The organism is Tsukamurella hominis (assembly GCF_965137015.1).
In the GTDB taxonomy this organism is placed as follows: Bacteria; Actinomycetota; Actinomycetes; order Mycobacteriales; family Mycobacteriaceae; genus Tsukamurella; species Tsukamurella hominis.
Genome location: NZ_CBCRZG010000002.1, coordinates 66,255 through 91,392 on the forward strand (window position 1 = coordinate 66,255; position 25,138 = coordinate 91,392).

Consider the following 25,138-nt stretch of genomic DNA (forward strand, 5'->3'; position numbering starts at 1 on the left):
GGGGGCTACGACGACGCACCGTCGTTCGGGCGGGCGTTCGACGAGATGTTCGCCGACGACGGCACCGTCCGCACCCCGTACAAGCGGATCTTCGGCGCCCTCTCCTCGGCCGACGAGTCGGACCTGGCGGCGCGCGTCGATGCGCTCGGCGCGGCCTTCATCGACCAGGGCATCACCTTCTCGCTGGAGGGGCGCGAGCGCCCCTTCCCGCTGGACCTGGTGCCCCGGGTCATCGCCGCCGCGGAGTGGAACCGCCTCGAGAAGGGCATCAAGCAGCGCGTGCAGGCGCTGGAGATGTTCCTCGACGACATCTACTCCGAGCAGGAGATCCTGCGCGACGGCGTCGTGCCCAAGCGGCTGGTCACCTCCTGCGCCCACTTCCACCGGCAGGCCGCCGGCATCCGCCCGCCCAACGGTGTGCGCATCCACGTCGCCGGCATCGACCTCATCCGCGACGCCGAGGGCACCTTCCGCGTGCTCGAGGACAACCTGCGCTCGCCGTCGGGCGTGAGCTACGTGATGGAGAACCGCCGGACGATGGCGCAGGTCTTCCCCGACCTGTTCCAGCGGCACCGCGTGCGCGCCGTCGCCGACTACAGCTCCCACCTTCTGCGTGCCCTGCGCCGCTCGGCAGCCTCCAACGAGGCCGACCCGACGGTGGTCGTGCTCACCCCGGGCATGGCGAACTCGGCCTACTTCGAGCACTCGCTCCTCGCCCGGCAGATGGGCGTCGAGCTGGTCGAGGGGCGCGACCTCTTCTGCCGCGACAACGTGGTCTACATGCGCACCACGAGCGGCGAGCAGCAGGTCGACGTGATCTACCGCCGCATCGACGACGAGTTCCTCGACCCGATGCAGTTCCTCCCGAACTCGGTGCTCGGCGTCGCGGGCCTGCTCAACGCCGCCCGCGCGGGCAACGTGGTGATCAGCTCCGCGGTCGGCAACGGTGTCGCCGACGACAAGCTGACCTACACCTACGTGCCCGACATCATCGACTACTACCTCGGCGAGAAGCCGCTGCTGCAGAACGTCGACACCCTGCGCTGCTGGCTCGACGACGAGCGCGAGGAGGTCCTGGACCGCATCGACGAGCTGGTGATCAAGCCCGTCGAGGGCTCCGGCGGCTACGGCATCGTCTTCGGCCCCGACGCGAGCGAGAAGGAGCTCGCGACGATGCGCCGCAAGGTCACCACCGATCCGCGCGGCTGGATCGCGCAGCCGGTCATGCAACTGTCGACGGTGCCCACCAAGATCGGCGAGCAGGCCCGCCCGCGGCACGTCGATCTGCGGCCCTTCGCGGTCAACGACGGCGACGACGTCTGGGTGCTGCCCGGCGGACTCACCCGTGTCGCGCTGCCCGAGGGGTCCCTCGTCGTGAACTCCAGCCAGGGCGGCGGCTCCAAGGACACCTGGGTCCTCGCGGCCCGGTCCTCCGCCGCCGAGGCGGAACTCGAAGGCGTGGAGGTGGTCCCGAGCCGGGACCTCGCCGAACAGCAGCAGGTGGAACTCGGCCCCGAGCTCAGCTCGCAGGACCAACAACAGCAGCAGGCGCGAGAGGAGGTCCGTGATGCTCGCCCGTAACGCGGAGGCGCTGTACTGGATCGGCCGGTACGCCGAGCGCGCCGACGACACCGCCCGCATGCTCGACGTGACCGTGCACCAGTTCCTCGAGGACGCCACCGTCGACGAGGACCGGGTCTCCCGCCAACTCGTCCGCGTCCTCGGCATCCCCGAGCCGCCGGCCGACCAGCCGCTCGACCTTCGCTCCGTCACCGAGGTCGTCGCCTACAACCGCGACCCGGGCAGCGGTTCGATCGCCGCCACCGTCGCCTCCGCCCGCGAGAACGCCCGCGGCGCACGGGAGGTCACCAGCTCCGAGATGTGGGAGTGCCTCAACGCGACCTACAACGGCCTCGCCGAGCGCGAGCGTGCCGCCCGTCGGCTCGGCCCGCACGAGTTCCTCAACTACATCAAGAACCGCGCGGCGATGTTCTCCGGCCTCACCGACTCGACCCTCTCGCGCGACGAGGGCTACCGCTTCCTGCTCCTGGGCCGCTCCATCGAGCGGATGGACATGGCGGTGCGCCTGCTCCTCTCGCGCGCCGGTGACCGGGCGAACGCCCCCACCTGGGTCACCGTGCTCCGCGCGACGGGCGCGCACGACACGTACCTGCGCACTCACCGCGGCGTGCTCGACGCGACCCGCGTCGTCGAGTTCATCCTCGTAGACCGGCTCTTCCCGCGGTCGGTGATCCACGCGCTCACCACGGCGGAGGACTGCCTGAACGCCATCGAGGGCGGGCGCGAGGGGCGCCTCGGCACCCGCACCGAGGCGCAGCGGCTCCTCGGCCGCGCCCGCGGCGAGCTCGAGTTCCTCGCCCCCGGCGAACTGCTCGAGGACCTGCAGCGCCGGCTCCTCGCGCTGCAGGAGCTCGGGCAGGCCGCCGGCGAGGCGGTCACCGCCCGCTACTTCCACGTGACGCCCTACGTCGCCTGGACCGACGCCCGCGCCCGGGGCGACATCGACACCATCCTGGAGGGGGAGCTGTGAGCTGGCGTCTTCGAGTCGTGCACTCCACCGGTTTCGGCTACAACGCGCCGGTCACCTCGTCGTACAACGAGGCCCGCCTGACGCCGCGCAGCGACCAGCGGCAGAACGTCATCCTCAACCGCGTGGAGACGGTGCCCGCCACCCGCGCCTACCGGTACACGGACTACTGGGGCACCGCGGTCACCGCCTTCGACCTGCACGCCCCGCACACCGCGCTCGAGGTCACCGGCGCCTCCGTCGTCGAGACCGAGGCCGCCGACGACACGGGCGAGGTGGTCGGCTGGGACGAGCTGGAGACCGATCGCGTGCGCGACCGGTTCGACGAGCTGCTCAGCTACACCGACTACGTGCCGAAGCACCGCAAGCTCACGGCGCAGGCCAAGAAGCTGGTCAAGGACCGCGAGCTCGACGAGGCCGTGCTCGCGGTGTGCCGCTGGGTGCACGAGGAGCTGGACTACGTGCCCGGCACCACGGGCGTGCACTCGTCGGCGATCGACGCGTGGGACGAGCGCAAGGGCGTCTGCCAGGACTACGCGCACCTCACGCTGCTCCTGCTGCGCAGCGTCGGCATCCCCGCCCGGTACGTCTCCGGGTACCTGCACCCGCAGCGCGACGCGGAGGTCGGGTCGACGGTGGCGGGTGAGTCGCACGCGTGGATCGAGGCGTGGACGGGGCAGTGGCGAGGCTACGACCCCACCAACGACGTCCCGATCGGCGAGCGGCATGTCTCGGTGGGCGTGGGCCGCGACTACGCCGACGTCCCGCCCCTGCGCGGAGTGATCGCGGGCGGTGGCGCGTCGGACCTCGACGTGGTCGTGGAGATCACCCGCCTCGCATGATGATTCACTGCGCATGACCGACGACTCCCCGCTGTGGATCGCGGTCCGCGGGGCGCGGGTGCACAACCTGCGCTCCCTCGACGTCGACGTGCCGCTGCGCCGCCTCGTCGCCATCGCCGGCGTCTCCGGCAGCGGCAAGTCCTCGCTGGCCATGGGCGTGCTCTACGCGGAGGGCTCGCGCCGCTACCTGGAGGCGCTGTCGACGTACACGCGCCGCCGCATGGCGCAGGCGCCCCGCGCCGCCGTCGACTCCGTGGAGCACGTCCCCGCGGCGCTCGCGCTGCGGCAGCGGCCCGGCGTCCCCGGCGTGCGCAGCACCTTCGGCACCAGCACCGAGCTGCTGAACGTGCTGCGGCTCATGTTCTCCCGCCTCGCCTCCCACCGCTGCCCGAACGGCCACTACCTCGACCCGACCATCGACGTCGCCGCCGGGCTCGACCTCACGTGCCCGGTGTGCGGCGCCGCTTTCTCCCCGCCCGGCGCGGAGGCGCTGGCCTTCAACTCCGACGGCGCCTGCCCAACGTGCTCGGGCACGGGCGTCGTCCGCGCGATCGACGGGGCCGCGCTGGTGCCGGACCCGTCGAAGGCGATCGCCGACGGTGCCGTCGCGCCCTGGTCGACGTTCGGCTTCTCGTTCATGCCGCAGGTCGTCGCCGACCTCGGCGTCCGCATCGACGTGCCGTACACCGAGCTGAGCGACGCCGAGCGCGAGATCGTGCTGCACGGCCCCGCCGAGAAGCGCAAGGTCGCGGTGTCCAGCAAGAACGGCAAGCTCTTCGAGGTCAACTTCACCTACCGCAGCGCGAACGCCGCGGTGCAGGAGGCGCTCGACAAGGCGACCACCGAGGCGGGCCTGGGGCGGGTCGGCCGGTTCGTGCACGCCGGTCCGTGCGGCGACTGCGACGGCACCCGGCTGAGCCCCGAGGCGCGGGCGCCGCGGATCGGCGATGTCGGACTCGCCGACGTCACCGCCCTGACGCTCGACGAGGTGCTCGCCTGGGCGCCGCGCACCGTCGGGCCGCTGCCGGCGGACATGCGATCGATGGCGACGATCCTCGTCGACACCCTGGAGTCGATCGCGCAGCGGCTCGTGGAGCTCGGTCTCGGCTACCTCGGCCTGGACCGCGCCGCGGCGACGCTGTCCACGGGCGAGCGGCAGCGGGTGCAGCTCGCGCGGGCGGTCCGCAACCGCACGACCGGTGTGCTCTACGTGCTCGACGAGCCGTCGGTCGGGCTGCACCCCGCCAACGTGGAGGGCCTGCTCGGCGTGGTCCGGGACCTGTTGCGGGACGGGAACTCCGTGGTCGTCGTCGACCACGACCTCGACGTGCTGCGCGAGGCCGAGCACCTCATCGAGATCGGCCCCGGCTCGGGCGCCGAGGGCGGACGCCTCCTCGCGCAGGGCACCGTCGCCGAGATCGAGGCCGACGGCGCGTCCGTCCTCGGCCCGTTCCTCGCCCGCCGCGAAGCCGTCCGCACGAGGCCGCGCACGCCCGACGACGAGGTCTTCGCGCGCGGCCGGATCCGTCTCGAGACCGCGCCGATCCACACCGTGCACGCCCTCGCCGTCGACGTCCCCGTCGGCCGGGTCACCGCCGTCACCGGGGTCTCCGGCTCCGGCAAATCGACGCTGGTGCTGGAGGGCCTGGTCCCGGCACTCACCGCGGCCGCCGCGGGGGAGCCCCTCCCCGCACACGTCACGGTGCTCGACGCACCGGGGCTCGGGCGCGTCAACCTGGTCGACGCGACGCCGATCGGCGTCAACGTGCGCTCGACCGTCGCGACCTACAGCGGGGTGCTCGACGACCTCCGCCGCGAGTACGCGAAGACCGCGGCAGCGAAGGCGGCGGACCTGAGGGCGGGCGCGTTCTCCTACAACACGGGCGCGCTGCGTTGCCCGCGGTGCGACGGCACCGGGCAGGTCTCGCTGGACGTGCAGTTCCTGCCGGACGTCGACATCGAATGCCCGGCCTGCCTCGGCCGACGGTACGCCCCCGAGGCCTCCGCGGTGCGGTGGCCGGAGCCCGACGGGCTGTCGCTGCCGGACCTGCTCGCGCTCAGCGTCCGGGAGGCCGCCGAGGTCGTCCCGGTGCCGCGGATCGCGAAGAAGCTGCGCACTTTGGCCGACCTCGGCCTCGGCTACCTCACGCTCGGCGAGGCGACCCCCGCCCTCTCCGGCGGCGAGGCGCAGCGCCTCAAGCTTGCGGGGGAGTTGGGCCGGGACCAGTCGGACGCGGTCTTCGTGCTCGACGAGCCCTCGGTGGGCCTGCACCCGAAGGACGTGCGCGTGCTGCTCGACGTGCTGCAGCGCCTCGTGGACCGGGGAGCGACGGTGATCGTCGTCGAGCACGATCTCGACATGATCGCCAACGCCGACCACGTGATCGACCTCGGCCCGGGCGGCGGGGCGGCGGGCGGCACCGTGGTCGCGGAGGGCACGCCGGAGCTCGTCGCCGCGACGCCGGAGAGCGTGACCGGGCGGTTCCTGCGGGAACACCTGACCACGTGATTGATGTATGCGTTGCTTACATGGCCCGGTCGCGCTAATGTAAGCAGTGTCAACTGCAGCCGTTCGCCGGGAGTCCCACCATGCCGAAGCGCATTCTGAACGTCGTCACCAACGTCGGCCACTACGACGACCCGTCGCACAAGACGGGTCTGTGGCTCTCCGAGCTCACGCACGCGTGGCACGTCTTCGAGGAGGCGGGGTTCGAGCAGGCGCTGGTGAGCCCGCGGGGCGGTGCGGTGCCGCTCGAGCCGCGGTCCCTGAAGTTCCCGAACTACGACAGGACGGCCAAGGAATGGCGCGCCGATCCCGCGCGGATGGCGCTGCTGGAGAACACGCTCAGTCCCGACGAGATCGACTCCGCCGATTTCGATGCGATCTTCTTCACCGGCGGCCACGCCGTGATGTACGACTTCCCGGACAGCGAGGGGCTGCAGCGGATCAGCCGCGAGATCTTCGAGCGCGGCGGCGTCGTCTCCTCGGTGTGCCACGGCTACTGCGGGCTGCTCAACACCAGGCTCTCGAACGGCGAGTACCTCGTCGCCGGCCGGAAGGTGACTGGCTTCGCGTGGCAGGAGGAGGTGCTCGCCCGCGTCGACAAGCTGGTCCCGTACAACGCCGAGGACGAGATGAAGAAGCGGGGCGCGCTCTACGAGAAGGCGAGGCTCCCGTTCGTCTCCTACGCGATCTCCGACGGCAACCTCGTCACCGGCCAGAACCCCGGCTCCGCGAAGGCGACCGCGCGCAAGGTCGTCGAGGTGCTGGGCTGACTCAGGTCCAGCCGTAGTCGTCGCGCAGGCGCTGCGCGACGGACTCGAAGCGACGGCGGTCCAGAACGGCGCCCTCGCGACGGATGCCGTCCTCCGGCACGTCGAGGACGCGATCGAGCCGCACCCAGGAGGGGCGCTGGTCACTGTCCCAGGGGCCGGAGCCGATGCCGACCCAATCCGGATCGCCCATGTGCCGCTCCTGGCTGGAGAGCATCAGCCCGAGCAGGCTGTTCACCGACCGCCCGACCACGAGCACGGGCCGGTCCTTGCCCTGGCCCGCGTTCGGCCCCGTCGTCTCCTCGAACTCCACCCACGTCCACACGATCTCGCCCGGGTCGGCCTGCCCGTCGAGCTGCGGCGCGTAGAAGACGCCCCGCGCCAGCAGCGCGGTCGGGGTGGACGTGCGGGTCACGGGCCGGCCCGGCGTGAACTCCTTGGGCTCCGCGGGTGCCTCCAGGCCGAGCGCCTGGTTCACCGTCTGGGTGACCGCCTGCGTGATCGCCTCGCGGCCCGCGCGGACGGGCGGGCTGTTGACGACCTGCGCGGCGAGGCGGGGGCCGTGCTCGCGTGCGAGCTTGGCCGCCACGGCCGCGAAGCGGGTGAAGTCGTTCGCCATGCCCCCAGGATAGGCCCGCACCCTCGACGGCCGCGCGCGACGAATTCCGGCGACCCCGCTCGTATGTACCTGTGTCGACCGATCCCGAGCACAGGAGACCGCCATGACCACTCTCACCGACACCGATCTGTACGACGCCACCGTCGCCGAGCGCACCCGCATGGCCGCGCTGCTCGAGGGCCTCACCCCGGCGCAGTGGTCCGCCGACTCGCTCTGCGCGGGCTGGCGCGTCCGCGAGGTGGTGGCGCACCTGAACATGACCGACACCCAGACCCAGGAGGAGTTCGGGGCCGCCCTCGCCGAGGCGGGCGGTGACATCAACGCCGCGGTCGACCGCACCGCCCGGGCGGACGTCGCCCGCTTCTCCGACACCGAGCTCCTGGCGATCCAGCAGGCGCGCGTCGCGAGCCGGTGGACGCCGGGGCCCGGCGCGACGCAGGGCGCGCTCGCCCACGAGGTGATCCACGGCCTCGACATCACCGTCCCGCTGGGCCTGCCCGGCCCGGCGCCCGAGGTGCTCGCGGCGACGGTCGCCGGCTCGACCGCGGAGGGCCTCGCCTTCTTCGGCGTCGACCTCGCGGGCCTGCGTCTGACCGCGGTCGACTCGGATCTCATGCTCGGCGACGGCCCCCAGGACGTCCCGCTGCCGACGGCCACGATCGTCCTGATCGCGACGGGCCGACGCCCGGTCCCGGACCCCGCAGCCGTGGGATGATCGCGACTGTGGCAGTGGTCGACGGGGCGGTGATCGACGAGGGACTCCTCGGCGACCTGCGCCCCGAGCTGGTCCGCTACTGCTATCGGATGATCGGCGACGGTGCGGGCGCCGAGGACGCCGCGCAGGAGGTGCTCCTGCGGCTGTGGCGTACGCGGGAGACCTACGATCCGGCGCGTGCGAGCGTGCGGACCTGGGCGTACGCCATCGCGTCCCGGTACTGCATCGACCTCCTCCGCGCCGCCCCGCGCAAGGCGCTCCCGACCGACCTGTCGGAGCGGAACGGCGCGGGGGACCAGGTCTTCGCAGAGCTGCGGCCCGGCAGCTGGGTGACGCCCCTGCCCGACGCCGGCGGCGATCCGGCCGCCGCCGCCGAGCGGCACGAGACCATCCGGATGGCCTTCGTCGCGGCGCTGCAGCACCTCACGCCGTCGCAGCGCGCGGTCCTCGTCCTGCGCGACGTCTACCGGCACAGCGCCGCCGAGACCGCGTCGATGCTGGGGATCAGCGCGGCGGCCGCGCACTCCTCGCTGCAACGCGCCCGGAAGGTGCTCGCGGGGGCGGCGCCGGCATCGTCGGACGTCCCGGCTCCCGATGTCGATCAGCGGCTGCTCGACGGCTTCGTCCGCGCCTTCGAGCGGCACGACGTGGCCGGACTCGCCGCTCTGCTCGCCGAGGACGTCGTGTTCTCCATGCCGCCCGTCGCCTTCTGGCTCCGCGGCGCCGCCGACTACGCGGTGCTGTTCGGCTCGGGGGACGCCTGCGTCGGGCATCGCCTCGTCGCGACGACCGCGAACGGCTGCCCGGCGTTCGGGCAGTACGCGCCGGGCGACGAGGACGGGGTGCGCCCGTTCGCCCTCGTCGTCGTCGAGTCCGACGGTGCCCGCATCACCCGGGTGACCACGTGCCTGGACCAGGCGGACCGGTTCGAGGCCTTCGGCCTCCCGGCCCGCCTGTAGCGGCCGAAGGTCAGCTGCCCGAGACGAGCTCCGCACACCGCTCGCCCACCAGCATCACGGTGATGTTGGGGTTGACGGTGGTGTGCTCGGGGAACACCGACGCGTCCGCCACCCGCAGGCCCGCGACGCCCTTGACCCGCAGTTCGGGGTCCAGGGGCGACATCGGGTCGTCGGCGGCACCCATCCGCACCGAGCCGGCGGGGTGGTAGACGGTGTTGTGCGTGCGCCGGATGTAGTCGGCGAGCTCGGCGTCGGTCTGCGCGCCCGGGCCGGGGTAGAGCTCCCGCTCGATCCAGTCCTTGAGCGGTCCCGCCTCGGCGATCTCCCGCGCCTTCCGGATGCCCGCGATCATCACCTTCATGTCGTGCCCCTCGGGGTCGGTGAAGTACCGCGGGTCCACCTTGGGCTTGTCCCGGAAGTCCCGCGACCGCAGCCGGACGGTGCCGCGCGAGCGCGCGTGCGTGACGTTCGGCGTGAGGCAGAAGGTGTTCTCGGCCGTGGGGTAGCCCTGGCGCAGCGTGTGCATGTCGAAGGGCACGCTGCCGTAGTGCATCATCAGGTCGGGCCGGTCGAGGCCGTACTCCGTGGGAGTGAAGATCCCGATCTCCCACCACTGCGTCGACTCGCGCACCATGGGCCGCGTGGTCTCGAAGCCGATCACGCCCTCCGGGTGGTCCTGCAGGTGCGCGCCGACGCCGGGGGAGTCGACGAACACGTCGACGCCCGTCTCGCGCAGGTGATCCGCGGGGCCGATCCCCGAGAGCATGAGCAGCTTCGGCGAATCGATCGCGCCCGCGCTGACGATCACCTCGCGGCGCGCTCCCACCCGGGTGGTCCGGCCGAAGGCGTTGTCGGTGATGTCCACCGCCACGGCGCGCGGCACCTCACCGCTCGTGTCGAAGACCACCTTCTTCGCCCACGCGCCGGTGCGGATCGTGAGGTTCTCCCGGTCCAGGATCGGATGCAGGTAGCTCACCGACGAGGACGACCGCGTCCCGTCGGCCCGGCGGTTGATCTGGAAGAAGCCGGCGCCGTTGGTCACCGTCGTCCCGGTGTTGAACTCGGCCCGCGGGATGCCCACCTCCGCACAGGAATCCAGCAGGGCGACGCCACACGGATCCTTCGGCGGCACGGACATGATGTGCACGGGCCCGGACCGGCCGTGGTGCTCGCCGGGGGCGTCGTTGGTCTCGATCTTCGGGTACAGCCGGTACACCGCGTCCGCGCTCCAGCCGGTGGCGCCGTGGTCGCGCTCCCAGGAGTCCAGGTCCTCGCGCGGCGCCCAGAAGGCGATGCAGCTGTTGTGGGAACTGCAGCCGCCCAGCACCTTCGCGCGCGCGTGCCGCATGAAGGAGTTCCCGTTCTCCTGCGGCTCGATGGGGTAGTCCCAGTCGTAGCCGGACTCCAGCAGCTCCATCCACCGGTCCAGTTGCAGGATCGCCTCGTCGCCCACGTCCGACGGTCCCGCCTCCAGCAGGCAGACCGTCACCGTCGGGTCCTCGGACAGGCGTGCGGCAACGGCGGCCCCGGCCGATCCCGCGCCCACCACTACGTAGTCGAAGACGTCCTCGTCCCGTGCGTCCTCAGAGCTCACTTACGCGTCCTTCCGCTCGGCGAACCATCCGGTCACGGACGGCCGCAGGTTCTCGTACACGTGCTTGGCCTCGAGGTACTCGCCGAGGCCGGTGGGGCCGAGCTCGCGCCCGATGCCCGAGGCGCCGAAGCCGCCCCACTCGGCTTGAGGGAGGTAGGGGCCGAAATCGTTGATCCAGACGGTGCCGTGCCGCAGCCGGCGCGCCACCCGCTTGGCCCGGCCGCCGTCCGCCGACCACACGGCGCCCGCGAGGCCGTACTCGGTGTCGTTGGCGATCGCCACGGCCTCGTCCTCGGTCGTGAAGGTCTCGACGGTGACGGTGGGCCCGAAGGCCTCGTCGTGCACGCAGGCCATCGACGGATCGCACTGATCCAGCACGGTCGGGAGGTAGAAGAAGCCCCCGTCCAGGGAACCCGAGCCCTGGTCGCCCGCGGCGAAGGCGCCGCCCGTGCGGACCACCGCCCCGTCCTCGCGGGCCTTCTCGACGTAGGCGTGCACCTTGTCACGGTGCGCGGCGGAGATCAGCGGCCCGGTCTCCGTGCCCTCGGCGTAGGGCAGGCCCTGCCGGATGCCCTCGGCGCGGCGGACGAGCTCGTCGACGAAGGCGTCGTGCACGGACTCCTCGACCACGAGGCGCGCGCCCGCGGAGCACACCTGGCCCGAGTGCAGGAAGGCGGCGTTGAGGGCGTTGTCGACCGCGGCCGCAAGGCCTTCCGGCGTGGCGCAGGCGTCGGCGAAGATCACGTTGGGGTTCTTGCCGCCCAGCTCGAGCGCCACCTTCTTCACGGTCCCGGCGGCGTTCGCCGCGATGAGCCGGCCCGTCACGAGGCCGCCCGTGAAGGAGACGAGGTCGACGTCGGGATGGGTGGACAGTGGCGCGCCGGCTTGCGCCCCGGCGCCGAGGACGAGGTTGGCGACGCCGTCGGGCAGGCCCACCTCCTGCAGCACCTTCATCAGCAGGATGGAGGTGTGCGGGGTGAGCTCGGAGGGCTTGAGCACGAACGTGTCCCCGGCCGCCAGCGCCGGCGCGACCTTCCACGCCGCCTGCAGCAGCGGGTAGTTCCAGGGCGTGATCATCGCGCAGACGCCGACGGGCTCGTAGACGATCTGCGAGGCCACGTCGGCGGAGCCTGCGTCCACGATGCGCCCGCTGTCCTGCCCCGCGAGCTTGCCGAAATAGCGGAAGCAGGCGGCGATGTCGGCCATGTCCAACTCGGATTCGTACAGCCGCTTGCCGGTGTCGGCGGTCTCGGCGCGCGCGAACTCGTCGCGGCGGCGGTCGAGTGCGTCGGCGACGCGCAGCAGCAGATCACCCCGCTCCGCGGCGGAGGTGTGCGGCCAGGGACCGGTGTCGAACGCCCGACGGGCCGCCGCGATCGCGGCCTCGGTGTCGGCGGCGGTCGCCTCGTCGACGACGCCGGCCTCGGTGCCGTCGGCGGGGCAGACGATGGTGCGGGTGCCGCCGCTCTCGCTGTGGCGCCAGGCGCCGTCGATGAACAGGGTGGGCTCGGTCATGCGGGTGTCCCTTCGGGTTCCGTGGACGCCTCGGCGTCGGGATCGGTGCGGGTGTCGGCGGATTCGTCGTGGCCGTCGTGGTGGTCGGTCGCGGCGCGGCGCAGATGCAGGTAGCCCAGGTGCCGCTCGTACTGGTCGAGGATGTCGCCGATGATCTGTTCGCGGGTGTAGCCGCCCAGCGTGTACCCCTGCGACCCCTCGGCGAGGTAGACCTCGCAGCGGAAGTAGCGGTCGTCGGAGCGCTGCGCGAGGATCGCGTAGCTCGGCGCAGGCGCCGAGACGGGCCACACGCAGTACTCGAAGTGCGGCTCGCCGGCCAGGTCCACCTTGAGGGTCGGGGACGGTAGCGATTCGCTGCGGCCCGATTCGTCGACGGTGGCGACGATGCCCTCGGCGGCGAATTCCGCTGCCACGTCCCGCATCGCGGGCGCCACCGAGTTCTCCAGGAAGCGCAGCGTCGCGGCCCGCCCGGGGTACTGGACCGTCGCGAGGAGCCGGCGTCGCCAGCTTCCGGGCTCGCCGCCGCCGCGCCCGGCCGCGAGCGATTTCGGCAGGGCGGTGCGGTAGCTGTCGTGCTTGTAGGACTCGGTGTGCAGCGCCCGCAGCAGCGCGATGCCCACCAGGGCGAGCACGAAGGAGAAGGGCAGGCCCATGATGATGGTCGCCTTCTGCAGGGTGACGATCGAGCCGTCGTTGCCCGCGAACAGCATCGCGAGCGTGAGCAGGCCGATCGCGAAGGACCAGAAGATCCGGGTGCTCCGCGCGCAGTCCGCCATCGGGTCGTCGAGCTTCGACGTGAAGTTGCCCATCACGAGCGATCCGGAGTCGGCGCTCGTGACGTAGAACAGCAGGCCGGTGATGGTGGCGATCGCCAGGAGCAGCGGAGCGCCGGGATACTGCTCGAGCAGCGAGTAGAAGCCCACCTCGGGCATCGAGGCGGTGGCCTCCGCGAAATCCTTGTCGCCGCGGGCCACCTCGAGCGCGCTGTTCCCGAACACCGAGATCCACACCAGGATGAAGCTGAACGGCACCACCAGCACGCCGAAGACGAACTGGCGCAGCGTCCGCCCGCGCGAGATCCGCGCGAGGAACAGGCCGACGAAGGGAGCCCACGCCACCCACCAGGCCCAGAAGAACAGCGTCCACGCGTCGAGCCAGCCCGACGGGTCGTTGCCGGCGGTCTCCGGGTTGATCTGGCCCCACGCGAACGTGTCCATGGTGCGATCGAGGAACGTCGAGAGGTAGTCACCGGTGTTCTGCACCAGGCCGTTGAGCAGGAAGTCGGAGCGGCCGGCGACCAGGATGTAGACGAGCAGCAGGATCGCCAGGATCACGTTGAGCTCGCTCAGGCGCCGGATGCCCTTGTCGACGCCGGAGGTCGCGGAGATCGTCGCAACGATCACGGACAGCACGATGAGGCCGATCTGTGCCGCCTTGCCCTGCGGGATGCCGAACAGCTCGTGCAGGCCGTAGTTGAGCTGGACGATGCCGATGCCCAGCGAGGTGGCGATGCCGAAGATCGTGCCGAGCACGGCGGCCACGTCGACCGCGTCGCCGAGCCGGCCGTGCACGCGCTTGCCGAGGATGGGGTAGAGCGCCGCACGAATGGTGAGCGGGAGGTTGTGCCGGAACGCGAAGTAGGCCAGTGCCCCGCCCATGAGGGCGTACATCGCCCAGCCGGTGACGCCGTAGTGGAAGACGGTCCAGGTCACCGCCTCGCGCGCGGCGTGGTTGGTCTCGCCGGCGCCGACCGGCGGGTTGATGTAGTGGCTCACGGGTTCGGCGACGGAGAAGAACATCAGGTCGATGCCGATGCCTGCCGCGAAGAGCATCGAGGTCCAGGTGAACAGGCTGTACTCGGGCCGCGACTCCTCGGGGCCGAGGCGGTACGTGCCGTAGCGGCTGAGGCCGATGAAGACGACCACGCCGACGATGCCCGTCGCCAGGAGGAAGTACCACCACCCGAACCAGGTGGTGATGAAGTCGACCACGCCGCTGATCACGCTCTCCGCGGTCTCGGGAGAGGCGAGTGCCCAGAGGGCGAGTGCGAGGACCGAGCCTGCGGCGGCGATGAAGACTCGGCGGTTCAAGGAGCTCGTCGGTGTCGGTGTGGTCTCTACTGGTTTCGATGTTCGTGAGGATTCAGAATCACTCATGTCGTTCGACGTTACCGTGGTGGTCGTGAAACCGGACCAGGTCGGTCATTACCCGGGGGTTGCGCGATGCCGGTGATCCGCCGCTATCGCGGCGGGGACGCGGGCGCCCTGCGCGCCCTGTTCGTGCGGGCGGGGGAGGGCTCGCCGTCGGGCGACCTGTGGCGGCACCCGCCGTCGGAACGGGCCGTCTACCTGGACCCCTACATCGAGCACTGCCCGGAAACACTGTTCGTGGCGGAGGCCGACGGTGCGCTCGTCGGCTACCTCACGGGGTGCCCTCCGGGGGCGTCGCTGCCGTCGGAGGACGACCGGCTGGTCGCCGCGCTGCGGAGCCCGGCCGTGCTGCTGCGCCCGGCGACGGCCCGGTTCCTCGGGCGCGCCGCGCTGGACCTCGCGACGGTGTGCCGCCGGGAACCGTCGGCCTCCGGAGAGCTGCACGACGAACGCTGGCCGGCCCACCTGCACATCGACGTCGCGCCGGAGGCGCGCGGGACCGGCGCGGCGTACGGATTGATGGACGCCTGGACGACGGCGCTGGGCGAAGCCGGGTGCCACCTGCAGACGCTGGTCGAGAACGTGCGCGCGGTGCGGTTCTTCGAGCGCTGCGGGTTCGTCCCGTACGGCCCGAGCCCGACTGTGCCGGGCGTCCGGTACCGCGGCGCGCGGGTCCACCAGCTCACCATGGTGCGACCTTGTCCGGCGGCATGAGAAACTGGAGGGTGACGTGTGCCGGGAACCCGGCCAGCCGCCCGAGGAGTGAGACCGATTCCCAGCTTCGCCGATACCACCTTCACGGATCCCGCCCGGATCCGTAACTTCTGCATCATCGCGCACATCGACCACGGCAAGTCGACCCTGGCCGACCGGATGCTGCAGCTCACGGGTGTGGTCGAGGAGCGCGCCATGCGGGCCCAGTACCTCGACCGCATGGACATCGAGCGCGAGCGCGGCATCACGATCAAGGCGCAGAACGTGCGCCTGCCGTGGACGATCAAGGGCGCGGACGGCTCCGACGAGGAGTACGTCCTGCACATGATCGACACGCCGGGCCACGTGGACTTCACGTACGAGGTCTCCCGCGCCCTGGAGGCCTGCGAGGGCGCGATCCTCCTGGTCGACGCCGCGCAGGGCATCGAGGCGCAGACACTCGCGAACCTGTACCTCGCGATGGACAAGGATCTGGAGATCATCCCGGTCCTCAACAAGATCGACCTGCCCGCCGCCGATCCCGATCGCTACGCCGAGGAGATCGCGCACATCACCGGCTGCGAGCCGGAGGACGTGCTGCGGGTCTCGGGCAAGACCGGCGTGGGCGTGGACGCGCTGCTCGACCGCGTGATCGAGAAGGTCCCGCCGCCCGTCGGCGAGGCCGACGCTCCCGCCCGCGCGATGATCTTCGACTCCGTCTACGACACCTACCGCGGCGTCGTCACGTACATCCGCGTGGTCGACGGGAAGATCGTCCCGCGCGAGAAGATCCAGATGATGTCGACCGGCGCCACCCACGAGTTGCTCGAGGTCGGCATCGTCTCGCCCGAGCCGAAGGCCTCGAAGGGCCTGGGCGTGGGCGAGGTGGGTTACCTCATCACCGGTGTGAAGGACGTGCGCCAGTCGAAGGTCGGCGACACCGTGACGACCGCGCGCAAGGGGGCCGAGGAGCCGCTCACGGGCTACGAGGAGCCCCGGCCGATGGTCTACTCGGGCCTGTATCCCGTGGACGGGTCGGACTATCCCGCGCTCCGCGAGGCGCTGGACAAGCTGCAGCTCAACGACGCGGCGCTGACCTACGAGCCGGAGACGTCGGTGGCGCTCGGCTTCGGCTTCCGCTGCGGCTTCCTCGGGCTGCTGCACATGGAGATCACCCGCGAGCGGCTGCAGCGCGAGTTCGGCCTCGACCTGATCTCCACCGCGCCCAACGTGGTCTACCGCGTGGTCGGCGAGGACGGCAAGGAGCTGATCGTCACCAACCCGTCGGACTGGCCGGACGGCAAGTTGCGCGAGACCTACGAACCGATCACCAAGACCACGATCATCGCGCCGAGCGAGTTCGTCGGCACGATCATGGAGCTGTGCCAGTCGCGGCGCGGCGAGCTCGGCGGCATGGACTACCTGTCGGAGAGCCGCGTCGAGCTGCGCTACACGCTGCCGATGGCCGAGATCATCTTCGACTTCTTCGACTCGCTGAAGTCGCGCACCCGCGGCTACGCCTCGCTGGACTACGAGGAGGCCGGCGAGCAGCAGTCCGATCTGGTGAAGGTCGACATCCTGCTGCAGGGCGAGGCCGTCGACGCGTTCAGCGCGATCGTGCACCGCGACGGTGCGCAGGCGTACGGCAACAAGATGACGGTCAAGCTCAAGGAGCTCATCCCGCGCCAGCAGTTCGAGGTGCCGGTGCAGGCCGCGATCGGCTCGAAGATCATCGCCCGCGAGAACATCCGCGCGATCCGCAAGGACGTGCTCGCCAAGTGCTACGGCGGCGACATCAGCCGTAAGCGCAAGCTGCTCGAGAAGCAGAAGGAGGGCAAGAAGCGCATGAAGACGATCGGTCGGGTCGACGTGCCGCAGGAGGCCTTCGTGGCGGCGCTGTCGTCGGAGTCCTCGGCCGACAAGCCGAAGGGCAAGTAGTGTTCCGACGGTGACCGCACCGTCGGAATCGGCATCCTCGGGGTCCGCTTCGCGGAACCGGGAGGACCTCTCCCGCTTCGCGCTGCTGTCGATCGCCACCTCGTTGGTGGTGATCGGGCTCAAGATCCTGGCCTGGCGACTCACCGGCTCCGTCGGCCTGTTGTCCGACGCCGCCGAATCGTCGGTGAACGTCGTGGCGGCGGTTGCGGCCTACGTCGCCCTCAAGGTGGTGGCCAAGCCCGCCGATCATGACCACAACTTCGGCCATACGAAGGCCGAGTACTTCTCGGCCGTGCTCGAGGGCGTGATGATCGTCGTCGCCGCCGTGGTCATCCTCGTCTCGGCGGTGGATCGGCTGCTCAACCCGCAGGCGTTGGAGCAGGTGGGGCTGGGCCTGGCGATTTCGGTGGCGGCGACGGTGCTCAACGGACTCGTCGGGTACTACCTCATCCGGGTCGGCCGCCGGCATCGCTCGTTGGCACTGCAGGCCGACGGTAAGCACCTGCTCACGGACGTGTGGACCACGGTCGGCGTGATCGTGGGCGTGCTCCTGGTCGCCCTCACCGGCTGGCTGCCGCTGGACCCGCTCATCGCGATCGCGGTGGCGGTGAACATCCTGGTCGTCGGGGCGCGCCTCGTGTGGCAGTCGGGCGCCGGGCTCATGGATGCGGCGCTGCCGGCGGACGAGCGGGCGCAGATCGATGAGGTGCTCGATCGCCACCGGACCGACGGGATCGACTTCCACGACGTCCGGACCCGCGAGTCCGGGCACGAGCGATTCCTTCAGCTGCACATGCTCGTGCCCGGCGACTGGACCGTCCAACACGCCCACGACGTGACCGAGGAGGTCGAGGCCGACCTCGCCGCCCTGTTCGACGACATGCGGATCACGATCCACATCGAGCCGATCGACGACCCCCGGGCCTACGAGGACTGGCGCCTCGACTGACCGGTCAGCGCCCGTCGACGGTGCCGCTCAACGCTGCCAGCCCGTCGCGGTAGATGTCCGCGAACAGGGTCTCGAGCTCGGCCTCGGTCCCCGTGCCGGGGAAGAACCTGCCCGACCATTGGACTTCGGCCTCGTCGGGACGGCCCGGGATCGGATGCACCCGAATCGTCGACTCGTACGCGCTCACCGGGAAGGGGGATTCGACGGTCGTGTAGCTGTAGGACCGCCGGGCCCTTCGAGGGATCAGTGTCCGCCGGGGAGCGGCGCCGCGGCGTCCACGAGTCCCGAGGCCCGCAGGTCCGCCCAGAAGCCGTCGGGAATCGTCGTGGCGAGCGCGGCGACATCCTCGGTGATCCGTGAGGGGCGGCTCGCCCCGGGGATGACGGCGGCCGAGACCGGATGTGCGAGGGAGAACTGGAGTGCGGCGGCCTTGATCGGGATGCCGTGGCGGTCGGTCAGCGCGCGGAGGCGGGTGACGCGCTCGAGGACGTGGTCGGGTGCCTGCTGGTACTCGAAGGTGGTGCCGCCCGCGAGGACCCCGGAGCTGTAGGGGCCACCGACCACCATGCTCACGCCCAGTTCCTCCGCCAGTGGCAGCAGGCGAGAGAGCGCGGCGCGGTGGTCGAGCAGCGTGTACCGACCCGCGAGGAGGAAGGCGTCCGGGCGCGGCTCGTCCAGAGCCAGGGTGAGCTCGATCGGCTCGACCTTGTTGACGCCCAAGCCCCACGTGGTGATGACGCCCTGCTCCCGCAGGTCCTGCAGGACGCGGAACGCCCCGGTGCGCGCGATCTCGAAGTGGTGCAGCCAGTCGTCGCCGTGGAAGTCCTGCGCGATGTCGTGCACCCAGACGGCGTCGATCCGGTCCACGCCCATGCGGGTGAGGCTGTCCTCGATCGATCGCTTGGTGGCGTCGGCGCTGTAGTCGTCGACCATCCGGTTCGGGAGGCCGTACTCGAAGAGGCCGCCCTTCTCGCCCAGGTCGCGCGCGGAGGTGTCCTCGACGTCGTCGAGGATCACGCGCCCCACCTTGGTGGAGAGGACGTACTCGTCCCGGTCGTGCTGCGAGAGCATCTCGCCGAGCCGGATCTCGGCGAGCCCCGCCCCGTAGAAGGGCGCGGTGTCGTAGTAGCGGACGCCCTGGTCCCAGGCCGAATCGAGAGTGGCGCGCGCCTCCTCGTCGGGGATGGCGCGGAACATGTTGCCCATCGGGGCGGTGCCGAAGCCGAGCGGGCTCCGGAGTAGATCGTGGAAGCGCATGGTGCCTTTCGGGGTGTTCGGGTGGTGAGGGGGCCGTGTAGGGGGAATCAGCCGTTGAAGGCGGCCGGGTGCGGGCCGGTGCGGCCGTCGGCCTCCAGCGCGTCGATGGCGGCGACCTCGCTGTCGTCGAGCGAGAAGCCGAACAGGTCGAGGTTCGCCGCGATGCGGCTGGGCGTCACCGACTTCGGGATGACGACGGTGCCGTGCTGCAGGTGCCAGCGCAGCACCACCTGCGCCGGCGTCACGCCGTGGCGCGCCGCGGCGGCGGTGACCGCGGGCGAGTCCAGGGCAGCGCCCTGGGCGAGCGGGCTCCAGGCCTCGGTCGCGATGCCGAGGCGGCGGTTCGCCGCCGTCGTCGCGCGGTTCTGCAGGGCCGGATGCAGCTCGATCTGGTTGACGGCGGGCAGGATCCCGCCGAGCCCGGCGATCCGGTCGAGGTGCTCGGGCAGGAAGTTGGAGACGCCGATGGACCGGGTGCCCGCGCCGCGGAGCTCCTGCAGCTCGCGCCAGGTGTCGAGGTACGCGTCGGTCGCCGGCGCCGGCCAGTGGATGAGGTACAGGTCGACCTGGTCGAGCCCGAGCCGCTCGAGGCTCGCCTCGAGTGCGGGGCGCGCCCGGTCCGCGCCGAGGTCCGCGACCCACAGCTTGGTCGTGACGAAGAGCTCTTCGCGGGGGATCGCAGCGGCGGCGAGGGCGCGACCGACGCCGGCCTCGTTGCCGTAGATCATGGCGGTGTCGATGCTGCGGTAGCCGGCCTCGAGAGCCGCCTCGACGGCGCGCTGCGCCTCGTCGTCCGGTACCTGGAAGACGCCGAAGCCGACCTGGGGCATGAGGGCGCCGTCGTTGAGCGTGACGGTCGGGATGGTGGTCATGGGTCTTCTCCTCAGTGTGCGAAGGGGGTGAACGCGAGTCACGCGGCGACGGGGACCGGTGCGGGTGCTGCGGCGGCGGCGTGCTCGCCGCCCGCGACACGGGTGGCGACGACGTAGGCGACGAGGCCCGCGAGGGTGATGCCGGCGCCCACCCAGAGCGGCGAGACGTAGCCGAGGCCGGCCGCGAGGGTGAGGCCGCCCGCCCAGGCGCCGAAGGCGTTGCCCAGGTTGAACGCGGCGATGTTGGCGCCGGAGGCGAGCGTGGGGGCGTCGGCGGCGTAGTTCATGATGCGCATCTGCAGGCCCGGCACCGTCGCGAAACCGAAGGCGCCCATCAGGACCAGGGCGACGACGGTCGCGACCTGAGACGTGGCGGTGAGGGCGAAGACGCCGAGCACGACGGTCAGGGCGCCGAGCAGGACGATCAGCGTGAGCGGCAGGTTCCGGTCGGCGGCGCGGCCGCCGAGCAGGTTGCCGACGAACAGGCCTACGCCGAACAGGACGAGGAGCCACGGCACGGAGGACGAAGCGAAGCCGCCGACCTCGGTCAGAGTGAAGGCGATGTAGGTGAAGGCGCCGAACATGCCGCCGTAGCCGAGCACGGTGACCAGCATCGACAGCCACACCTGGCGGCTGCGGAAGATGCGGAACTCGGCGAAGGGATGGGCGCCGGTCGTCTGAGCCGGGGTCGTGCGCACCAGGGCGGCGATGCCGGCGAGGGCGACGACGCCGATGGCGGTGATGGCCCAGAAGGTCGAGCGCCAGCCCGCGGCCTGGCCGAGGAACGTGCCGAGGGGGACGCCGAGGACGTTCGACACGGTCAGGCCCGCGAACATGATGGAAATAGCGGCGGCGCGCTTGTTCTCGGGCACGAGATCGGCGGCGACGACCGCGCCGATGCCGAAGAAGGCGCCGTGGCACAGGGCGGCGACGATGCGCCCGGCGAGCATCAGCTCGTAGTCGCCGGCGAGGGCCGACATCATGTTGCCGACGATGAACAGGACCAGGAGGCCGAGGAGGGCGTGCTTGCGGTTCACCCGCCCGAGCGCCGCGGTGAGGATGATGCCGCCGATGGCCACGGAGAGCGCGTATCCGGAGATGAGGTAGCCGGCGACGGTCTCGGTGACACCGAAGTCGGCGGCGACCTCGGGGAGGAGGCCCATGATGACGAACTCGGTCAGTCCGATGCCGAAGCCGCCGAGGGCGAGCGCGAGGAGCGCGAGAGGCATGAGTGTTCCTTCGATGAGATGAAGTCGATGTGCGCGTCTGCAATCACCGGCGTCTGCAGTAGTTGCACGCACAACGACTAGATAGTTGCACACGCGGGTAATCCTCGCAAGGTGGTATGCTCGTCGTCACGAAGGAAGGGGTGCCGACCATGGGGATCGCCGACGATGCGGTGGAGATCCGCGCGCAGGGCTGGCGCACTCTCGTGGCGCTGCATGCGCTCATCGAGAACGAGCTCGAGCGTTCGCTGCAGTCGGGTCACGACCTCTCCGTCGTCGAGTACACCGTGCTCGACGCCCTGAGTCGCCAGGACGGCTGGCACATGCGGATGCGTCAGCTCGCCCGTGCCGCCGCACTCTCCAGCAGTGCGACGACGCGCCTCGTCACGCGCCTCGAGGATCGGGGACTGCTCACCCGGATCCTGTGCGCCGACGATCGTCGCGGGATCTACACCGAACTCACTCCGGCCGGTTGGGAACTGCTCACCGCGGCGCGGCCGACGCACGAGCGGGTGCTGCGGGACGCCCTCGCCGAGGCCGCGGAGCAGCCCGAGCTGAGGCTCCTCGTCGACGCGGTTCATGTGAAGGCCCCTGAGGCGACGCCTGCTTCTTGACCGGCATCGCCCATGAGTCACGGGAAACGTCAGTCACTTCCGTCCGTCCCGTCGCCTCTCGGCGCAGTTGCGCGGAAGTGACGGAAAGATAACGGGATTCGCGAAGATCGAGCCCGGATCGTGATGTGATACCCGTAACGCCGCAGGCGACGTCCCCGACAAGACAGACAGCGCCACCAACGGCGCTCGCGGTCGGAAAATGCGCCGCGTCCGAAGAAGTTCGATCGGGGAACAGGGGAATCGAATCATGAGGAAGATTGCATTGGCGGCCGCATCGGTCGCGATCGCCGGGGCCGCCGCGCTGGTCACCGCACCGTCCGCGAGCGCCTTCGTGCCCATCGTGGATCTCCAGGTCACAGGCGGGATCTCGTGCGGAGGCCCCCTGCCGGGGCGGGCGGAGACGAACTCGCAGACCGACCACGGCTACGTCCGCAACAACGGCAACGTGCCCGCGGTCAACGTCTGGCTCGGCTTCGGCGGCGGCGGGGGACAGGGCCGCGCGTCGCTCGCACCCGGCCAGGGGTTCGCGGTCACGAGGACGGTGCCGACGTGGGGGTGTCCGTTCCGGTCGACCTGGGTGCACACCGCGACCAGCAGCTTCGACATCAACTACAGCAACAACTACTTCGTCGCGCGCAACTGAGCGGCGCGCCGCTGCACGCTCAGGCGAGCGTCGCCTCGAGGCCGAGGAACTGCCCGTAGTCACGGACGGCGCCCGCGAGGCGGCGCTTCGCCGCCGTGGTGATCTTCGTGAAGGGCTCGACGGTGACGGTCACCGCCTTCGCGGTGGCCTTCTTCGCCCAGACCCCCACGATCTCGCCGTCGACGACCACCATGGGCTTGAACACGCCGTTGCGCCCGGGCACGATCCGGCTCAGGTACGCCTCATCGAGCTGAGCTGCGCGGGAACCGTATCCGATGATGTACTCGTCGAACCCGGGGAGGAGTAGGGGCCGCGCGAGGGCCTCGTCGACCTGCTCGTCCGTCAGGTCGACGGTGCCGGGCGCCACCAGATACCGCCCGCCGGCGATGCCCACCCGTTCGACGGTGCCGCCCGCGGCCTCGATGCCCTCGTCGACGGCGCCCATGGGAAGGTACGCCCACTTCCCGATGTCCTGCCGGGTCACGGGGCCGCGGCCGGCGACGAACCGAGACACCGCCTCGCCGAGAGCGTGTTCCGGATCCCGGCGCTCCGTTACCCAGTCGTCGGCCAGGGCGAAGACGTCCGTCTTCGGCGCGGGGTCGGCGAAGACGATCGCCATGAGCTCGGTGAGGTCCCGCAGGATGTGGCCGGTCTGCGAGTTGTCCAGCGGCAGGCCCGCATCCGCGCACGCGGCGACCAGCTCGGGCCGGGTGCGGGAGGCGCCGCCGGCGAGTTCCGCGCGGATGATCCGTTCGGCGTCCGCCATCATCGTCTCCGTGATCCCCAATTGGGGTCGGCGCTTCGCGGCCTCCGCGCGCGAGCGGACCGTGAGCGCCGCGCTGAGCCAGTGCAGGTCCTCCGGCGCAGTGATCTGCAGGGTGCCGCGCGCGGGACGGTTCCGGGTGATCCGCCCCGCGGCGAGGTCGCCCAGCACCGTCGCGTCGTCGGGGTGCTCGGACGCGCGCAGCGAGAGCGCGAACCGCGCCGCGGCACCGTCCTGCGCCTGGATCGCGAGCATGCCGCGCGCAGCGTCCGGGGCGGTGCGCCAGTCCCGCACGCCGGGCACGAGTCCCTGGGCACGAAGGCGGAGCGCACGGATGCGACGGATCTCGGGATCGACGGCGGCCATGGGCGGAATCCTGCCACGGGCGTAGCCTCGTCGGTGTGTGGAACACCTGGCTGACGCGCACTCTGGACATCGACCTGCCGATCCTCGGCGCCCCGATGGGTGGCCGCGCCGGGGGTGAGCTCGCGGGACAGGTGACGGCCGCCGGCGCGCTGGGCATGATCGGCGCCGCGCGCTACGCCACGCCGGAGTGGATCGACGAGCAGGTGCGGGTCATCCGGGCCGCCGCGGGCGCAAACGCGCCGCTCGCCTTCGGCCTGCAGACCTGGTCGCTCGCCGAGAGCCCGGAACTGCTCGATACGGTGCTCGCCGCGCGGCCGAAGCTGGTGTCGCTGTCGTTCGGCGACCCTGCGCCGTTCGTGCAGCGGGTCAAGGACGCCGGGGCAGTGGTGATCTCGCAGATCAACTCCGTGGAGGACCTGCGCGAGGTCGAGGCCGCGGGGGTCGACGCCGTGGTCGCGCAGGGCGGTGAGGCGGGCGGCCATACCGGTCGCATCGCGACCCTGCCGCTCCTGCAGGAGGTTCTGCGCGCGACGGAACTTCCCGTGCTCGCGGCGGGCGGCATCGGGACGGGCGCCGGTCTCGCGGCCGTCCTCGCCGCCGGAGCGCAGGGGGCGCTCATCGGCACCGCCCTGCTCGCGTCGCCGGAGACCGTCGGGCCCGACTACGCGATCCCCGCGCTGCTCAAGGCCCGGAGCGCCGACACCGTCTACACCGATGTTTTCGATAAGGCGCGGCACCAGCCCTGGCCCACGCGGTGGTTCGGGCGCGCGCTCACCAACGCTTTCACCGACCGGTGGCATGACGGCGACGGTGCCGAGGCGTCCTCCGGCACGGAGGAGGCGGTGAGCGCCGCCTACGACGGCGAGATCCCCGAGGTCGGCGTCGTCTACGCGGGGCAGGCCGCGGGGCTCGTCGATGAGGTGCGCCCGGCCCGCGACGTAGTCACGTCCATCGCCGCCGAGGCCGAGGCCCGGCTGCGGGCGGCCGCCGGCCTGCTCGGCTGACTTCGGCCCTCGGCCGGTCAGAAGGCCGTCCCGAGCACCAGTGCGAGACCGGCGACGATCGCCATCGAGACGGCCGCCCGTTTCGCCCATGCCAGGAATCCCGGGCCCGCGCCTCGGTGCGCGCAGACCGAGGCGCCGATGAGGCAGATCAGGCAGGCCGCCGGCACGCCGATCCCGAGCAGGACCGCTGCGCCTTCGATGAAGAGCGGGTCGCCCGACGGGTTCCCGTACAGACTGGAGAGGATCAGCACGTAGCCGGCCGCCCACAGGACGGGCATCTCGATCAGGATCACGGCCAGCCAGGCGGCGGTGATCGCCGCCGTGCTGTGCGAGCCGTCCGGTGCGGAGACACCCTGCTCGGCGCGCGGCCTGTCGTCGTGACGAGATGCGGGGTGCGCCATGACTCCAGTGTCGCCCGCGCGCCACGCCGATGGCATCGGTGGAACTACTCAGATCCGACGGCGTCCGCCGGCGCGCACGTCGCGTGGTCCCGTTCCGGACGCGGGATCCGGGCCCGGTGTCGGTGGTGGCGGGTAGTTTCGTCTGCGTGAACGTCGACGCCGCCATCGCAGCCAGGTCCGCTCCGCCCGCCGGACGG

General features: G+C 71.3%; 23 protein-coding genes. 13 read left to right on the forward strand and 10 right to left on the reverse strand.

Annotation, left to right across the window (positions count from 1 at the left end):
* Positions 1-45: 45 nt before the first annotated feature.
* The 5 genes from ACM9LD_RS02860 (at position 46) to ACM9LD_RS02880 (ending at position 6,666) form a co-directional block, all read left to right on the forward strand.
* The gene (locus tag ACM9LD_RS02860; RefSeq protein ID WP_415675588.1) at positions 46-1,581 is read left to right on the forward strand and encodes a circularly permuted type 2 ATP-grasp protein; all 1,536 of its coding nucleotides are present in this window, start codon (positions 46-48) and stop codon (positions 1,579-1,581) included.
* Entirely contained in the window at positions 1,568-2,551 is a 984-nt protein-coding gene (locus ACM9LD_RS02865; protein WP_068521368.1) for an alpha-E domain-containing protein, read from the forward strand. Before ACM9LD_RS02860 ends, ACM9LD_RS02865 begins: the two co-directional genes overlap by 14 nt.
* On the forward strand, positions 2,548-3,390 hold the full coding sequence (locus tag ACM9LD_RS02870; RefSeq protein WP_068521366.1) for a transglutaminase family protein: 843 nt from the start codon (positions 2,548-2,550) through the stop codon (positions 3,388-3,390). The genes ACM9LD_RS02865 and ACM9LD_RS02870 overlap by 4 nt, the downstream gene beginning before the upstream one ends.
* Before the next feature lie 13 nt (positions 3,391-3,403).
* Positions 3,404-5,899 carry an excinuclease ABC subunit UvrA gene (locus ACM9LD_RS02875; RefSeq protein ID WP_415675289.1) on the forward strand — a complete coding sequence of 832 codons (2,496 nt, stop codon included), beginning with the start codon at positions 3,404-3,406 and terminating at the stop codon, positions 5,897-5,899.
* A gap of 80 nt (positions 5,900-5,979) precedes the next feature.
* Positions 5,980-6,666 (forward strand): type 1 glutamine amidotransferase domain-containing protein, encoded by a 687-nt coding sequence (locus ACM9LD_RS02880; RefSeq protein WP_415675290.1) that lies wholly within the window; start codon positions 5,980-5,982, stop codon positions 6,664-6,666.
* A gap of 1 nt (position 6,667) precedes the next feature.
* Here the strand turns inward: ACM9LD_RS02880 and ACM9LD_RS02885 are convergent, their stop codons facing one another.
* A complete protein-coding gene (locus ACM9LD_RS02885) occupies positions 6,668-7,282 on the reverse strand; it encodes a type II toxin-antitoxin system PemK/MazF family toxin (protein WP_415675291.1) in 615 nt (204 codons plus the stop codon).
* A 103-nt stretch (positions 7,283-7,385) separates the two neighbouring features.
* On the opposite strand from ACM9LD_RS02885, the gene ACM9LD_RS02890 reads away from it, so the two are divergent.
* On the forward strand, positions 7,386-7,997 hold the full coding sequence (locus ACM9LD_RS02890) for a maleylpyruvate isomerase family mycothiol-dependent enzyme (protein WP_415675292.1): 612 nt from the start codon (positions 7,386-7,388) through the stop codon (positions 7,995-7,997).
* A gap of 8 nt (positions 7,998-8,005) precedes the next feature.
* Positions 8,006-8,956: an RNA polymerase subunit sigma-70 gene (locus tag ACM9LD_RS02895; RefSeq protein ID WP_415675293.1), complete on the forward strand. Its 951-nt coding sequence runs from the start codon at positions 8,006-8,008 to the stop codon at positions 8,954-8,956.
* Positions 8,957-8,966: 10 nt separating this feature from the next.
* On the opposite strand, the gene ACM9LD_RS02900 is transcribed toward ACM9LD_RS02895, so the two are convergent.
* Genes ACM9LD_RS02900 through betT form a run of 3 tightly spaced genes read right to left on the reverse strand, consistent with a single transcriptional unit; the run spans position 8,967 to position 14,221 of the window.
* Entirely contained in the window at positions 8,967-10,550 is a 1,584-nt protein-coding gene (locus ACM9LD_RS02900) for a GMC family oxidoreductase (protein ID WP_415675294.1), read from the reverse strand.
* A complete protein-coding gene (locus ACM9LD_RS02905) occupies positions 10,551-12,065 on the reverse strand; it encodes an aldehyde dehydrogenase family protein (RefSeq protein ID WP_415675295.1) in 1,515 nt (504 codons plus the stop codon). It lies immediately after the preceding gene.
* Positions 12,062-14,221, reverse strand: coding sequence for a choline BCCT transporter BetT (gene betT / locus ACM9LD_RS02910; RefSeq protein WP_415675296.1), 2,160 nt, complete (start codon positions 14,219-14,221; stop codon positions 12,062-12,064). Before betT ends, ACM9LD_RS02905 begins: the two co-directional genes overlap by 4 nt.
* 66 nt (positions 14,222-14,287) lie before the next feature.
* Here betT and ACM9LD_RS02915 point away from each other — a divergent pair, with 66 nt between their 5' ends.
* From ACM9LD_RS02915 to ACM9LD_RS02925, 3 genes are read left to right on the forward strand one after another with little or no spacing between them, the layout of a single operon-like run.
* Positions 14,288-14,929 (forward strand): GNAT family N-acetyltransferase, encoded by a 642-nt coding sequence (locus ACM9LD_RS02915; RefSeq protein ID WP_415675297.1) that lies wholly within the window; start codon positions 14,288-14,290, stop codon positions 14,927-14,929.
* A gap of 48 nt (positions 14,930-14,977) precedes the next feature.
* Positions 14,978-16,846 (forward strand): translation elongation factor 4, encoded by a 1,869-nt coding sequence (gene lepA, locus ACM9LD_RS02920; protein ID WP_415675298.1) that lies wholly within the window; start codon positions 14,978-14,980, stop codon positions 16,844-16,846.
* A gap of 10 nt (positions 16,847-16,856) precedes the next feature.
* Positions 16,857-17,795, forward strand: coding sequence for a cation diffusion facilitator family transporter (locus tag ACM9LD_RS02925; RefSeq protein WP_415675299.1), 939 nt, complete (start codon positions 16,857-16,859; stop codon positions 17,793-17,795).
* Positions 17,796-17,799: 4 nt separating this feature from the next.
* Here ACM9LD_RS02925 and ACM9LD_RS02930 read toward each other — a convergent pair whose 3' ends face one another.
* The 4 genes from ACM9LD_RS02930 to ACM9LD_RS02945 are packed head-to-tail and all read right to left on the reverse strand — an operon-like array spanning position 17,800 to position 21,153.
* Positions 17,800-18,102, reverse strand: a complete 303-nt coding sequence (locus tag ACM9LD_RS02930; protein WP_415675589.1) for an SRPBCC family protein — start codon at positions 18,100-18,102, stop codon at positions 17,800-17,802.
* Positions 18,039-19,052: an aldo/keto reductase gene (locus ACM9LD_RS02935; protein ID WP_415675300.1), complete on the reverse strand. Its 1,014-nt coding sequence runs from the start codon at positions 19,050-19,052 to the stop codon at positions 18,039-18,041. Before ACM9LD_RS02935 ends, ACM9LD_RS02930 begins: the two co-directional genes overlap by 64 nt.
* Before the next feature lie 47 nt (positions 19,053-19,099).
* On the reverse strand, positions 19,100-19,924 hold the full coding sequence (locus tag ACM9LD_RS02940) for an aldo/keto reductase (RefSeq protein ID WP_415675301.1): 825 nt from the start codon (positions 19,922-19,924) through the stop codon (positions 19,100-19,102).
* Positions 19,925-19,962: 38 nt separating this feature from the next.
* Positions 19,963-21,153: an MFS transporter gene (locus ACM9LD_RS02945; RefSeq protein ID WP_415675302.1), complete on the reverse strand. Its 1,191-nt coding sequence runs from the start codon at positions 21,151-21,153 to the stop codon at positions 19,963-19,965.
* A gap of 149 nt (positions 21,154-21,302) precedes the next feature.
* Here ACM9LD_RS02945 and ACM9LD_RS02950 point away from each other — a divergent pair, with 149 nt between their 5' ends.
* Together ACM9LD_RS02950 and ACM9LD_RS02955 are read left to right on the forward strand one after the other, a co-directional pair.
* A complete protein-coding gene (locus ACM9LD_RS02950; RefSeq protein WP_415675590.1) occupies positions 21,303-21,764 on the forward strand; it encodes a MarR family winged helix-turn-helix transcriptional regulator in 462 nt (153 codons plus the stop codon).
* Between the two features lie 247 nt (positions 21,765-22,011).
* Complete coding sequence (locus tag ACM9LD_RS02955; protein WP_415675303.1) at positions 22,012-22,407, forward strand: hypothetical protein; 396 nt, start codon at positions 22,012-22,014, stop codon at positions 22,405-22,407.
* A gap of 19 nt (positions 22,408-22,426) precedes the next feature.
* Here the strand turns inward: ACM9LD_RS02955 and ACM9LD_RS02960 are convergent, their stop codons facing one another.
* Positions 22,427-23,536 (reverse strand): winged helix DNA-binding domain-containing protein, encoded by a 1,110-nt coding sequence (locus tag ACM9LD_RS02960; protein WP_415675304.1) that lies wholly within the window; start codon positions 23,534-23,536, stop codon positions 22,427-22,429.
* A gap of 95 nt (positions 23,537-23,631) precedes the next feature.
* Here ACM9LD_RS02960 and ACM9LD_RS02965 point away from each other — a divergent pair, with 95 nt between their 5' ends.
* Positions 23,632-24,540 (forward strand): NAD(P)H-dependent flavin oxidoreductase, encoded by a 909-nt coding sequence (locus ACM9LD_RS02965; protein WP_415675591.1) that lies wholly within the window; start codon positions 23,632-23,634, stop codon positions 24,538-24,540.
* A 17-nt stretch (positions 24,541-24,557) separates the two neighbouring features.
* On the opposite strand, the gene ACM9LD_RS02970 is transcribed toward ACM9LD_RS02965, so the two are convergent.
* Positions 24,558-24,941: a hypothetical protein gene (locus tag ACM9LD_RS02970; protein ID WP_415675305.1), complete on the reverse strand. Its 384-nt coding sequence runs from the start codon at positions 24,939-24,941 to the stop codon at positions 24,558-24,560.
* Positions 24,942-25,138 lie beyond the last annotated feature (197 nt).